At 54.3% G+C, this 13668-nt stretch carries 12 protein-coding genes; 4 read left to right on the top strand and 8 right to left on the bottom strand.

Annotated elements, in window-relative coordinates; translation table 11 throughout:
- Positions 1-30 precede the first annotated feature (30 nt).
- Together HV477_RS21280 and metE are read right to left on the bottom strand one after the other, a co-directional pair.
- Positions 31-1374, bottom strand: coding sequence for an anaerobic sulfatase maturase (locus HV477_RS21280; RefSeq protein WP_079899274.1), 1344 nt, complete (start codon positions 1372-1374; stop codon positions 31-33).
- 334 nt (positions 1375-1708) lie between these two features.
- A complete protein-coding gene (gene metE / locus HV477_RS21275) occupies positions 1709-3973 on the bottom strand; it encodes a 5-methyltetrahydropteroyltriglutamate--homocysteine S-methyltransferase (protein ID WP_079899273.1) in 2265 nt (754 codons plus the stop codon).
- 235 nt (positions 3974-4208) lie between these two features.
- Here metE and metR point away from each other — a divergent pair, with 235 nt between their 5' ends.
- Positions 4209-5162 carry an HTH-type transcriptional regulator MetR gene (gene metR, locus HV477_RS21270; protein ID WP_000569786.1) on the top strand — a complete coding sequence of 318 codons (954 nt, stop codon included), beginning with the start codon at positions 4209-4211 and terminating at the stop codon, positions 5160-5162.
- On the opposite strand, the gene HV477_RS21265 is transcribed toward metR, so the two are convergent.
- The 3 genes from HV477_RS21265 to pldB all read right to left on the bottom strand — a co-directional run bounded on the left by HV477_RS21265 (position 5050) and on the right by pldB (position 7862).
- The gene (locus HV477_RS21265) at positions 5050-5949 is read right to left on the bottom strand and encodes a carboxylate/amino acid/amine transporter (RefSeq protein WP_079899272.1); all 900 of its coding nucleotides are present in this window, start codon (positions 5947-5949) and stop codon (positions 5050-5052) included. The genes metR and HV477_RS21265 overlap by 113 nt on opposite strands.
- Before the next feature lie 80 nt (positions 5950-6029).
- A complete protein-coding gene (gene yigL, locus HV477_RS21260) occupies positions 6030-6830 on the bottom strand; it encodes a sugar/pyridoxal phosphate phosphatase YigL (RefSeq protein ID WP_000285338.1) in 801 nt (266 codons plus the stop codon).
- Positions 6831-6845: 15 nt separating this feature from the next.
- Positions 6846-7862, bottom strand: coding sequence for a lysophospholipase L2 (gene pldB / locus HV477_RS21255; RefSeq protein WP_000487685.1), 1017 nt, complete (start codon positions 7860-7862; stop codon positions 6846-6848).
- Positions 7863-7972: 110 nt separating this feature from the next.
- On the opposite strand from pldB, the gene rhtB reads away from it, so the two are divergent.
- Complete coding sequence (rhtB, locus tag HV477_RS21250) at positions 7973-8593, top strand: homoserine/homoserine lactone efflux protein (protein WP_000142524.1); 621 nt, start codon at positions 7973-7975, stop codon at positions 8591-8593.
- A 39-nt stretch (positions 8594-8632) separates the two neighbouring features.
- Here the strand turns inward: rhtB and rhtC are convergent, their stop codons facing one another.
- The 3 genes from rhtC to pldA all read right to left on the bottom strand — a co-directional run bounded on the left by rhtC (position 8633) and on the right by pldA (position 12099).
- A complete protein-coding gene (gene rhtC / locus HV477_RS21245; RefSeq protein ID WP_000928814.1) occupies positions 8633-9253 on the bottom strand; it encodes a threonine export protein RhtC in 621 nt (206 codons plus the stop codon).
- A 63-nt stretch (positions 9254-9316) separates the two neighbouring features.
- Positions 9317-11146 (bottom strand): ATP-dependent DNA helicase RecQ, encoded by a 1830-nt coding sequence (gene recQ / locus HV477_RS21240; RefSeq protein ID WP_001533487.1) that lies wholly within the window; start codon positions 11144-11146, stop codon positions 9317-9319.
- Positions 11147-11229: 83 nt separating this feature from the next.
- The gene (gene pldA / locus HV477_RS21235; RefSeq protein ID WP_001201692.1) at positions 11230-12099 is read right to left on the bottom strand and encodes a phospholipase A; all 870 of its coding nucleotides are present in this window, start codon (positions 12097-12099) and stop codon (positions 11230-11232) included.
- Between the two features lie 164 nt (positions 12100-12263).
- Between pldA and yigI the strand changes: the two genes are divergently transcribed.
- A complete protein-coding gene (gene yigI / locus HV477_RS21230; protein ID WP_001277136.1) occupies positions 12264-12731 on the top strand; it encodes an acyl-CoA thioesterase YigI in 468 nt (155 codons plus the stop codon).
- Positions 12732-12774: 43 nt separating this feature from the next.
- Positions 12775-13662, top strand: a complete 888-nt coding sequence (gene rarD / locus HV477_RS21225; protein WP_000339081.1) for an EamA family transporter RarD — start codon at positions 12775-12777, stop codon at positions 13660-13662.
- The last annotated feature ends 6 nt before the right edge of the window (positions 13663-13668 follow it).

The following is a 13668-nucleotide window of genomic DNA, read 5'->3' as shown; positions in this document are numbered from 1 at the left end:
AGGCTCAACAAAGCGTCATCGCCACGTTAGCTATGCTTTACCACAGCATTTTTTATATTTTTTACCGCTGCCGCAGGGACAGGGATGGTTACGACTGACGGCTCCTGTGTCTTTACGCGCGTCCTGCGCCAGCCAGCGCATGATCGATGCCATCGGATAGCCTTGCGCCAGCAGCTCCCGCCAGACATTCATATACGGCGTAACGTGCTGGAAAAAATGCTTATAGCCCGCACACAAGTAATTATGCGCAGGATGACCGGACGGCGAGACGGCAAAGCGATGCTTCGGACAGCCGCCATGACACGCAAAGCGGTAGTCACAGCGACGACAATCGGCGGTCAGGGTCTCCCGCTTGGCCTCACCAAAGGCAATAGCCCGCTCGCTATTATTTAAGGTTTTGATGCTGTGCTGGTGGATATTCCCCAGCAGATGCTCCGGGTAGACAAAGTGGTCGCAGTTGTAGAGATCGCCGTTCGACTCCAACGCGAAGGCATGTCCACAAGTCTCGGAATGTACACACAGTACCGGCTGCTGCGCCGTCCAGGCGGCTAACGCCACGTCAAACATCTGCACATAGACGCGGTCTACGTCGCGACGAACCCAGATATCAAAGATCTGGTTGAGAAATTCGCCATATTGCCACGACGGTACCGTCCATGGCGCCAGCGTCGCCGCGCTTTCGCCGGGCATCACCAGATTAAGTACCGATGAGTTATCGGTGCTCATTCGCTCTACCAGCGGGATAAACTGAATAAAACGCGATCCCGCCGCCAGAAGAAATTCGTAGACGTCTGCTGCATGACCGACGTTATGTTTTCCCACGACGGTTAAGGTATTAAAGTCGACATGGTGCGCTTTAAGCCGCGCCATTGCTGCGGCGACCTGTTCATGAGTTCCTTTTCCAGCGCGATTAAGCCGATAGTGGTTGTGTAACGACGCCGGGCCGTCGATAGAGAGACCGATGAGAAAATGCTGTTCAGCGAAAAAGCGCGCCCACTCGTCATTCACCAGGATGCCGTTCGTCTGCAACGCATGAGTGATTTTTCGCCCATCGCCGTACTTTTCACATAATGCGACAACCCGGCGGAAAAACGGTAGCCCCATCATGGTCGGTTCGCCGCCCTGCCAGGCAAAGTCAATGCGGTCGCCACTCTGCGCGGCAATATGCTGGCGTATAAATTGTTCCAGCGTCTCGTCCGACATCCGCCAGTTTTTATTGCGTTCCGGGTACAGCGCCTCTTTTTCAAGATAGAAGCAATATGTGCAATCAATATTGCAGATCGCGCCGCCGGGTTTGGCCATTACGTGACAACCTGCTACCGCCATGTCAGACATCTCCGTTAAAAAATAAGGTTCACCAGCGCCATGAGACAATGCGACGTTTATCGTCGCCAGGGAACATAACAGAATAGAAAACCTCGTTTTGTGCTATGAGAGCGCTGGGCGATCATGACAGGACAAACGATCTGCGAGGCAATAAAAGCCGCCGCGCTGCTTCCGGGGACGCTATCCGCCTGGTTGTCATTCATACGGAGAACCTTTTTATTATCAAGATCGCCAAATAGCCAGATCCTGAAAAAGACAGCGCGGAAAATAAGAAAAAGGGAAATGAGAAGAAAGAGGCGCTGTTAATCAGGTCAGACACGGGCGCTACCCGTCAAAGGGTAGCGCCGCATTGCTGCCGGATAAACGCAGCGGTCAGGATGGGTTATTTCGCCTGACGCAGATTGTGCGCCGCTTTGACCATGTTCGCTAACGCCGCGCGGGTTTCCGGCCAACCGCGAGTTTTCAGACCGCAGTCCGGATTCACCCACAGGCGTTGTGCCGGAATACGTTGTGCCGCCTTCTTCAGCAGGGCTTCAATCCACTCGACGCTCGGCACGTTCGGCGAGTGAATATCGTACACGCCCGGCCCGATTTCGTTCGGGTAGTCGAACGCTTCGAACGACTCCAGCAACTCCATATCCGAGCGGGAGGTCTCAATGGTGATCACATCCGCATCCAGCGCGGCGATCGAATCCATAATGTCGTTGAACTCGCAGTAACACATGTGGGTGTGGATCTGGGTTTCATCCTTCGCCACCGCCGCGTTGATGCGGAAGGCTTCCACACCCCATTCCAGATAGACGTCCCAGTCGCTGCGACGCAGCGGTAGACCTTCGCGCAGCGCCGGTTCGTCGATCTGAATAATCCCAATCCCCGCCGCCTCCAGATCCGCGACTTCATCACGCAGCGCCAGCGCAATCTGTTTCGCAATCGTTTCGCGGGTCACGTCTTCGCGGGGGAATGACCAGCAAAGAATAGTCACCGGGCCGGTCAACATCCCTTTTACCGGCTTGTCGGTCAGCGACTGGGCATATTTCGCCCACTCCACGGTAATCGGTGCCGGACGGCTGATATCGCCAATCACTACCGGCGGTTTCACACAGCGGGAGCCATAGCTTTGCACCCAACCATTCTGGGTAAAGACGAAGCCGTCCAGATGCTCGCCGAAGTATTCCACCATGTCGTTTCGCTCGGCTTCGCCGTGTACCAGCACATCCAGCCCTAAACGCTCCTGCTCGATGATAGCCTGTTTGATATGTTCGGCGATGCCGGTGCGGTAGTTGTTCGCGTCGAGGTTGCCCTTTTTGAAGTCCAGACGCAGGCCGCGAATCTCCGTGGTTTGCGGAAACGAACCGATAGTCGTCGTCGGCCAGGCGGGAAGTTTAAAGCGGGCGCGTTGCGCTTCAGCGCGCACCTCATACGGATTCTCACGCTGGCTGTCCTGCGCGGTGATCGCCGCCAGGCGTTTTTCTACCGCGGCATTATGTACGCGGCGGGAGTGACGACGAGCCTGAATCGGTGCGCTCCATTCCTCAAGCGCCGCCGTTTCGCCGCTGTTCAGCGCATCGCGCAGCAACGCCAGTTCACCGCATTTTTGCAGCGCAAAGGCAAACCAGCTTTTAACTTCCGTATCCAGACGCGTTTCGACGCTGAGATCGATCGGGCTGTGCAGCAAAGAGCAGGAGGATGCTACCCACAGCGCGCGTTTGCCCACAAGGGCGTTAATCTGCGCGTATTTTTCGGTCAAATCGGCGCGCCAGACATTACGCCCGTTAATCAAGCCTGCGGAAAGCAGCCAGTCGACCGGCAGACGTTGATGCAGTTCCGCTACATCATCTTTGCCATGAATGAGGTCAACATGTAGCCCCTGTACCGGTAGCGCGATAATAGTGTCCAGGTTTGGCGTCACGCCTTCAAAATAGGTCGTCAGCAACAGCTTCACCTGGCCGGCGAGCGCGTCGTAAGCCGGTTTGAAGGCATCCAGCCACGCCTGCGGCAGTTCCAGCACCAGTGCTGGCTCATCAATTTGGACCCACTCAATACCACGTTTTGCCAGTTCAGCCAGTACGTGCTGATACACCGGCAAAATGTCTTTCAGCAACGTCAGGCGGTCAAACGGCTCGCCTTTCACTTTACCCAGCCACAGATACGTGACAGGCCCCAGCAGTACGGGTTTGATCTTATGCCCCAGCGCCAGCGCTTCGTCCACTTCCTCCAGCAACTGTGTCCAGGTGAGTCTGAACTGCTGGCCTTTGCTGAACTCCGGTACTATGTAGTGATAGTTAGTATTAAACCATTTGGTCATTTCCGCTGCCGCCGCTGGTTCGCCGGTTGGCGCGCGACCGCGGCCAATGCGGAACAGAGTGTCGATGTCCACGGAACCGTCGTTGTTCTGATGACGAGCCGGCACATTGCCTAACAGCAGGCTGGTGGTCAGAACATGGTCGTACCAGGCAAAGTCGCCTACCGGTAACAGGTCAATACCCGCTTGTTTCTGCTGCTCCCAGTGACGCGCGCGCAGTTCGCGCCCCACCGCCAGTAACGCTTCACGCGTTGTGTTCCCCGCCCAGTAGCTCTCTTGCGCTTTTTTCAACTCGCGACGCAGGCCAACGCGAGGAAAACCGAGGGTATGAGTCAATATTGTCATTTTACTTCCTCTAATTATATGTAAATCCTAAGTATTTTAAATTCAGGGAAGGCGGCAAGTTTGCTCATCCCCGGGAGCTTACATCAGTAAGTGACCGGGGTGAGGAAACGCAGCCAACGCACCATCAATTTAAAAGACGACGGATTTTGGACGTCTGGATGTTTACACATCCATAATGTAAAGGTACTGTATATTCCTCAAGCGCAATTTGTTCATGGCGAAGTGAAGGACTTTCATGATCGAAATTAAACATCTGAAAACACTCCAGGCATTGCGGAATAGTGGATCGCTGGCTGCCGCGGCGGCGGTGCTGCACCAGACCCAATCCGCTCTGTCTCATCAGTTCAGCGATCTGGAACAACGCCTTGGCTTCCGCCTGTTCGTGCGTAAAAGCCAGCCGCTGCGCTTTACGCCGCAGGGGGAAGTTCTGCTGCAACTGGCAAACCAGGTGCTGCCGCAAATCAGCCGTGCGCTGCAGGCGTGCAACGAACCGCAGCAAACTCGTCTGCGCATCGCTATTGAATGTCATAGCTGTATTCAGTGGCTGACCCCGGCGCTGGAAAACTTCCGTGCAAGCTGGCCGCAGGTAGAAATGGATTTCACATCCGGCGTCACTTTTGATCCGCAACCGGCCTTGCAACAAGGCGAGCTGGATTTGGTGATGACATCGGATATTTTGCCGCGCAGCGGGCTGCATTATTCGCCGATGTTTGATTTTGAAGTCCGACTGGTGCTGGCGCCCGACCATCCGCTGGCCAGCAAAACGCAGATTACGCCGGAAGATTTAGCCAGCGAAACGCTGTTGATTTACCCGGTGCAGCGCAGCCGACTGGATGTCTGGCGACATTTCCTGCAACCGGCGGGTATCAGTCCGCTGCTGAAAAGCGTGGATAATACGCTACTGCTGATTCAGATGGTGGCGGCCAGAATGGGTATTGCCGCCCTGCCGCACTGGGTGGTGGAAAGCGTTGAGCGCCAGGGTCTGGTGGTGACCAAAACCCTGGGCGATGGTCTGTGGAGCCGCCTGTATGCCGCCGTGCGCGACGGCGACCAGCGTCAGGCGGTGACCGAGGCGTTTATTCGCTCGACGCGGGATCACGCCTGCGATCATCTGCCGTTTGTGCGGAGCGCGGAGCGACCCATTTTCGATGCACCCACAGCGAAGCCAGGATCACAGCCGCGCCTGTAATAAAGCTTGGCCAGTGGGGCTGCTGATGCCAGATGGCAAGATTAACCAGCAGTCCTGCGGGAACATGCATGTTATTCATGATACCCAGCGTCCCGGCGTCTACCTGGGTAGCGCCATAGTTCCACATAAAGTAGCCAATGCCTGACGCCACCACGCCGAGAAATACCAGAATGCTCCATTGCAGCGTGGTTTCCGGCAGCTTTTGCGCGTTCCCCACCAGCGACCACGCCACCGCCGCCACCAAAAACGCCCCCAGATAGAACCACGCAAAGGCGTTGTGCTGCGGCATGGGACGGGTCTCCATCAGACGTTTATACCCCACCATTCCGATAGCGAAACTGATATTAGAAAGCTGCACCAGGAGCAAACCGACCCAAAAATGGTCGGTCACGCGATCGTAGCGAATAATCCCGGCGCCAATCACCGCCAGCAACGCGCTAAATGCATAGCCCCAGCGCAAACGACGCTGACTCATCACATCGTAAATCAGCGTGATATAGAGCGGCGTCAGAACGGTAAACAGCAGCAGTTCGGATACGGTCAGGTAGAGGTAAGCATGGAAGCTCAACATATACATGATGCCAAGCTGCATCGCCCCCACCAGCATATACAGGCTGATGGTTTTTAGGTTGTGCCCGCGAGAACGCAAAAACGGCAGAAAAACGAGCGCCGCCAGCCCAACGCGTATCAGCACCGCGAAATAGCTATCGACATGCCCGGCAAGATACTCGCCAAATAGACTAAAGGAGAAAGCCCACAGGATAGTGGTAATGATGAGTAGCGCCACAATGGATGTCTCTTAAAACAGGGAACACCCATTGTAGCGGAGAGTGAAGTTGACAACTGGTCAACTAACAAACAATCACATCAGCGTAAGAAAAGATCGCGCAGGTAATGCGGCACGGCGTTATCCGCGTTGATGCCGATCACCTCAAGTTCGGGATACAGGTCTTTCAGACGCTGGTGCGCATTGCCCATGATGCAGCCTTTGCCCGCCATCGTGAGCATTTCAGCGTCGTTCATTCCGTCGCCAAAGGCGATACACTCTTTCAGGCTGTACCCCATCGCCTGAGCGACCGCTTCCAGCGCATGACCTTTCGACACTCCGCCCGCCATCACTTCCAGACAGGTTAGCGTAGAGAAGCTCACGTTTACCCGATCGCCCCAGCGCGCGTTAATCGCCTGCTCCAGCGGCAACAACTTTTCATGAGTGTCGCTGGTGAAAAACACTTTGCTGACGCCCTCCGGCTCCAGCAGCGCAGGCTCAAACAGCGAGTAGTTAAATACCGCCTCTTTGAAAAAACGCATTTCATCGGGGCGATGACGATTCATAAACCATTCGTCGTCGCGATAAACGTTAGTCACGATGTCCGGGTTCGCATTCACCACCCCGAACAGGTCGCTGGCAATGTCGCTGTCCAGATTATGCGTAAAAACCAAATTCCCGTCGGTATCGTGCACTCGCGCGCCGTTGGAGGTGATCATGTAAGACTTGATTTCAAGATTATCGCGGATTTGCCCTACATCGACATGATGACGACCAGTGGCAAAGACAAAATGGATGCCGCGTGCGGTCAACAGCTTCAGAGTCTCTTTGGCATAAGGGGACAACGTATGGTCGGGGGAGAGCAGCGTGCCATCTAAATCAGACGCAACAACCTGATACATAATAAAATTTAACCTCTAAGCAAAGCGATTTCCGCTGGATAAATTAGGCTTGTTGAAAAATTCAACAATGGCGTTAAGCGCGACTGAGCGCATGGCGTCCTTTTCAAAAAGGATCTCATGGTACGCGCCTTTGATAACCAGCGGTTTTCCCCCTTCACAAGGGTATCCCGCCGCGGCGCGAATTTCACAAAAACGATCGTGGGTGCGGTTATCCACTACCCGCTCTTCTTCCGCCTGAATCAGTAGTGTAGGCGTCGTGTCATCGCTCGCCCCAGCCAGAACCTGCTCACCCGCCAGAATGCCTTCGCGTACCCAATGCCAGGTGGGGCCGCCAACGCGCAGCTGCGGCTCGTCGGCATAAAATCGTAAGTTGCGCTGATAACGCTGGCGGCTGTGGGTCAGCGCATTCATCCCAAACGGCAACGCCCGCCACTGACCGGTACCAATAGCGTAATCTTCACGGATACGCTGGTGCCCTTCGGCCCAGTCGAGAATATGGCGCACCATAAAGGAAGGCAAGCGTATCACAATACCAAACATCGGCGCGGTGAGCGCAATAGCGTCGCACCGCACACGATGGCGTTGCAGGAACAGGGTGGCTATCGCGCCCCCCATTGAGTGCGCCAGGATATAACGCTTACGCCACGGCCCCGGCTCAATTTCCTGCTGCCAGAACGCCGCTAAGTCCTCAACATAATCGTTAAAATGATCGACATGACCCCGATGCGGGTCCGATAACATCCGCCCGGAGCGCCCTTGACCACGGTGGTCGATGATGAAGATATCAAAACCGAGATGAAAAAGGTCATACGCCAGTTCAGCGTATTTTACATAACTCTCAATGCGGCCAGGACAAATGACGATCGTCCGATCGTTGGAATCATTTCGAAAACGGACAAAGCGCACCGGAATGTTACCCACGCCGATAAACTCCGCCTCTTCCCGCTGACGCCAGAAATCGGTCAGCGGCCCCATAGCAAAAGCGGCAAACGCATTTTCTCTTGTTTCCCAGTCATTTTGCTGCTGAAACATCGGGTTTTCGGCCTCGTTTACCAGGTAAAATCGTTTTTTGCGTCGTGCCTGACACAACACAGCGGCAGTAGCGTATTGTGGCACAAAAACAGACAACCAGGGAGTTTCGCATGACCTTTGAATGGTGGTTCGCCTATCTACTGACCTCAACTCTGTTGAGTCTTTCTCCGGGTTCAGGCGCCATCAATACCATGACGACGTCTATCAACCATGGATATCGGGGCGCAGCGGCTTCTATCGCCGGGCTCCAGACCGGGCTGGGGATACATATCGTACTGGTGGGCGTCGGACTGGGTACGCTCTTTTCGCGCTCGCTCCTCGCTTTTGAAATTCTGAAATGGGCTGGCGCGGCTTATCTTATCTGGCTGGGTATCCAGCAATGGCGCGCCGCAGGCGCTATCGATCTGCATACTCTCGCCCAGACGCAATCGCGGGGTCGGCTGTTCAAACGCGCGGTCTTTGTCAATCTAACCAATCCCAAAAGCATTGTCTTTCTTGCCGCCCTGTTTCCGCAATTCATCATGCCGCAGCAACCGCAACTGGCGCAGTACCTCATTCTCGGCGTCACCACGATTGTGGTGGATATGATTGTGATGACCGGTTACGCCACACTGGCGCAGCGCATTGCCGCCTGGATTAAAGGACCAAAGCAGATGAAGGCGCTGAATAAAGCGTTTGGTTCGTTGTTTATGCTGGTAGGCGCGCTCCTGGCGTCGGCAAGACACGCGTGATAGTCGTGCCGGATGATGTTTATCCGGCCCGGAGGTAAATTAACGCGAAATAATCAGGTGAATACCAAAGCCCGCAAACAGAGCGCCGGCAAAGCCATCAATCCATTTCGCCAGACGCTGATAGCCGCGGCGCATTTTCGGCAGCGCGAACAGGCTGGCGACTACGGTAAACCAGGCCAGCGTTTCCAGGGTGATTAACGCGAAAATACCCCAGCGCGCCGCAGCGCCGACGTTATCGCCGACAAACAGTGAAAAAACGGAACCAAAATAGATAATCGCTTTAGGATTCGACAGATTGGTCAACAGCCCTTTGAGAAAACTGCGCCCGCTCTGCGCCAGTTCAATGTGCGGAGAAGACGCCGCCGCATCCTGTTTTTTCAGCGCGCCGCGCAGCATCTGATAGCCCATCCAGCACAGGTACAGGCCGCCGCCTACCATAATGATCGTATGCAGCCAGGCCATTTTTTCGATGATGAGATGCAGGCCAAGCAGCGCCACGCCCGCCCATACCATCACGCCGCAGGTAATGCCCAGTACGCCCATCATCGCTTCTTTACGCGAACGGCTGACAGCAGTTTGAGACACGAAGAAAAAGTCGGGGCCGGGGCTCATTAGCGCAACGATGTGCACCATTGCCACGGTGAAAAATAGCATCAACATAAAAATGGCTCGCGGGGAAATAGTTCAGTGAGTCACCATCCTGGCACTTTTTTGCCGGGCTGACTACTCTTCGTCATCACCATCGACATGCGCGCGGATGAGCGCCATGAATTCTTTCCCGAAGCGCTCCAGTTTGCGCATCCCAACCCCGTTAACGCTTAACATCTCGCTGGCGGAAACCGGCATCTGTTCCGCCATCTCTATCAGCGTGGCGTCGTTAAAGACCACATACGGCGGGATATTCTCTTCATCAGCGATAGCTTTACGCAGCTTGCGCAACTTAGCGAACAATTTGCGATCGTAATTACCGCCGAACGATTTCTGCATCACGCGGGGTTTGAGGGCGACGATGCGCGGCACCGCAAGCTTTAACGGAACGTCTCCACGGAGTACCGGACGCGCGGCATCCGTCAACTGTAATGCGGAGTGCTGCGCAATATTTTGCATTACCAGCCCCAGATGAATGAGCTGGCGAATCACGCTCACCCAGTGCTCATGGCTCTTTTCGCGTCCCATGCCATAAACCTTGAGTTTGTCATGACCGAAATCGCGGATGCGTTGGTTATTCGCGCCGCGGATCACCTCGACAACGTAGCCCATGCCAAAACGCTGGTTAACCCGACCAATGGTAGAAAGCGCAATCTGGGCATCGTTTAAGCCATCATATTGTTTGGGCGGATCGAGACAGATATCGCAGTTGCCGCACGGTTCTTGTCGGCCTTCGCCAAAGTAATTAAGCAATACCAGGCGGCGGCAGGTTTGCGCTTCGGCAAAAGCGCCCATCGCATTCAGTTTATGCCGTTCAATATCCTGAAGCTGTCCGGCTGGTTTCTCTTCCAGACAACGACGTAGCCAGGCCATGTCAGCCGGATCGTAAAATAGCATGGCTTCCGCAGGCAGTCCGTCGCGCCCGGCGCGGCCCGTTTCCTGATAGTAGGATTCAATATTACGCGGGATATCGAAATGCACGACGAAACGTACGTTAGGTTTGTTTATGCCCATTCCAAAAGCGACGGTCGCCACCACGATTTGCAGATCGTCGCGCTGAAATTTTTCCTGCACATCGGCGCGAATAGCGTTTTCCAGCCCCGCATGATAGGCCGCCGCGCTAATGCCGCGACTTTGCAAGCGCGCAGCGGTATCTTCCACTTTCGCCCGGCTGTTACAGTAGATGATACCCGATTTGCCGCGTTGCTCCTGAACATAGCGCATTAACTGGTCGAGCGGCTTAAACTTCTCCATCAGCATGTAGCGGATATTCGGTCGGTCAAAGCTACTGATCTGGATTAACGGATCGTTAAGCCCAAGCAGACGAATAATATCCTGGCGCGTGGTGTCGTCGGCGGTGGCGGTCAATGCCATAAACGGCAAAGCGGGAAAACGCTGGCGAAGCTGACCGAGCGCCGCATATTCCGGACGGAAATCATGTCCCCACTGCGAGATACAGTGCGCTTCATCCACCGCCAGCAATACCGGATTCCAGTGCGCCAGATGATCAAGAAAGTTGTCCAGCATCAGGCGTTCCGGCGCAATATACAGCAGACGAATCTGTCCGGTACGGCACCCCGCCATCACCTCAAGCTGCTGCTCGCGGCTTTGAGTGGAGTTCAGGCACGCCGCCGCCACACCGTTCGCCAGTAGCTGATCGACCTGGTCTTTCATCAACGAGATCAAGGGCGAAACGACGACGGTCAATCCATCCAGCAACAACGCGGGGATTTGATAGCACAGAGATTTGCCGCCGCCGGTGGGCATGACGACCAGACAGTCGCGACCGGAGAGCGCAGTATCAATAATCGCTTCCTGGCCCGGGCGAAACTGTTGGTAGCCAAAGGTTTCCTGCAAAACCTGTTTGGCCCCTGATTCCAGATTCAACACTTCCGCCTGCGCCACATTAACCCCGTTCACCATAAATCAAAACAGGCGCTATTTTCAGCGCCTGCGAGAGAAACTGCAATGTTTAAAACACAATCCAATCAGAAGATATCGTTAAGCATCACGCCGACGCCGACACGTGTCTGATTAAAATTATAGTCGATCAGCGATTCGCCATAGCCGCTGTACACCTGGGTATAAAGCCGGACATGTTTGGTGACCGGATAGCTTAATCCAACTTCCGCGCCGCCGTAGCCTGTATTCCAGTTGTACTGGCCTTTGGCGCTTAATACCGCCTCGCCCAGGTGATAACCGATTTTAAGCTGGTAATAACCCATATATTTGGTGATGTCCGGATTATCGTCGGTACTGCCAATCACGTACCACGGTTTGACCTCTACCAGCCAGTTACCGTTTTCGGCCATCAGACGGGTATACAGACGGTTCCAGCTACGCGAGGTGGGGTCCGAACGTCCGTTAGAGTCATGGTTGTAGCCCATCTCTACGTCGCGCAGCGTCCAGCCGGCAAAGCGATAATCGGTAGCAAAACCAAGAAAAAGCTGCGGTTCGTAGTTGGTTTCGCGAAACGGCGAAGACTCTTTACTGTTGGAAAGCTGCCACCAGGATTTCTGCGTATAGGAAGCGCCCAGTACCGAGTTCGGCCCCAGTATTCCGCGCCACAGCGGAAACGCCAGGCTCAACTGAAATTTCACTTCATCTTTACGTGCGTTTTCAGACCAGTTGTAGGTACTTATGGCCTCTTTGTTCAGATCGCTGGTGTTCGTGTAGATCAAGTAGTTCGTGTCATAAGGGTAAAGCGTAAAAGGGTTATCATGCTCCTGTAGCATGTTAGCGATGATACTTCCCCGTACTGCAGGCGCATCATGAACCTCTTTTATCGTAGCTTCTTGTGCATATGCCGCTAATGGCAGTAGCGTGGCTGGCAACAACCCTCTCAAAATCGCCCGCATTCTTGACGTTCTCCTGACGAAGTATTTTCAGCTTGAATCATTCTCTGCCAACCATTTTTACATATTTACACACATAGCCGTTAGTTATCCCTTCTTAAAGTAGAAAACAACAATTAAGAAGCATAATATCAACATTTCATTAACCAATGAGGTGTCAGGAATCTATGTCCGCTGTACTTACCGCTGAACAAGCTCTGAAATTAGTGGGTGAAATGTTTGTCTACCACATGCCGTTTAATCGGGCGTTAGGGCTGGAGCTGGAACGCTATGAAAAAGCGTTCGCCCAACTGGCCTTCAACAACCAGCCGATGATGGTCGGCAACTGGGCGCAAAGCATTTTACACGGCGGCGTGATCGCCTCTGCGCTGGATGTCGCCGCCGGACTGGTATGCGTCGGCAGCACGCTAACTCGCCACGAAACCATCAGCGAAGATGAACTACGCCAGCGCCTGTCGCGGATGGGAACGATTGACCTGCGCGTCGATTACCTGCGTCCGGGCAGAGGCAACCGCTTTACGGCCACCAGTAGCCTGCTGCGCGCAGGGAATAAAGTGGCCGTCGCCCGCGTGGAATTACACAATGAAGATCAGCTGTACATCGCCAGCGCCACCGCTACTTATATGGTGGGATAAAAGCAGGTAAACTGTTGTTACACTTCAGATACGAGTTTTCCGGATGGACGCAAAACAAACACGGCAGGGCGTATTACTCGCTCTTGCCGCCTATTTTATTTGGGGGATCGCCCCCGCGTATTTCAAGCTGATCTATTACGTTCCCGCAGATGAGATCCTGACGCACCGCGTGATTTGGTCATTTTTCTTTATGGTGGCGCTGCTTAGCGTCAGCCGGCAGTGGCGACAGGTTAAGCGCTTACTGAAAACGCCAAAGAAGATTTTCCTGCTGGCCCTGTCCGCCGTACTGGTCGGCGGTAACTGGCTATTATTCATTTGGGCGGTAAATAATCACCATATGCTGGAGGCCAGCCTGGGTTATTTCATTAATCCACTGGTTAACATCTTGCTGGGGATGATTTTTCTTGGCGAACGCTTCCGTCGAATGCAGTGGCTGGCGGTGATTCTGGCGGTGTGCGGCGTGCTGGTGCAACTCTGGACGTTTGGTTCACTGCCGATTATCGCGCTGGGGCTGGCGTTTAGTTTTGCGTTTTACGGCCTGGTGCGTAAGAAGATCGCCGTTGAAGCGCAGACGGGTATGCTGGTCGAAACGCTATGGCTGTTGCCGGTCGCGGCAATTTATCTGTTTGGCATCGCCGATAGCCCTACCAGCCATATGGGACAAAACGCACTATCGTTGAACTTGCTGTTAATGGCGGCGGGTGTGGTCACTACGATTCCGCTGCTGTGCTTTACCGGAGCGGCTACGCGTCTGCGTCTCTCTACACTGGGCTTTTTCCAGTATATCGGCCCAACGCTGATGTTTTTACTGGCGGTGACGTTTTATGGCGAAGTGCCGGGCGCGGATAAGATGGTGACATTTGCGTTTATCTGGGTCGCGCTGGCGATTTTCGTGATGGATGCGATTTATACGCAGCGGCGTAAGCATTAAATAATA

It is taken from the genome of Salmonella sp. SG203, from assembly GCF_013350575.1.
Classification (GTDB): Bacteria; Pseudomonadota; Gammaproteobacteria; order Enterobacterales; family Enterobacteriaceae; genus Salmonella; species Salmonella enterica.
The sequence above is the reverse complement of the archived record's forward strand: the minus strand, read 5'-3'. Positions and strand labels throughout refer to the sequence as shown.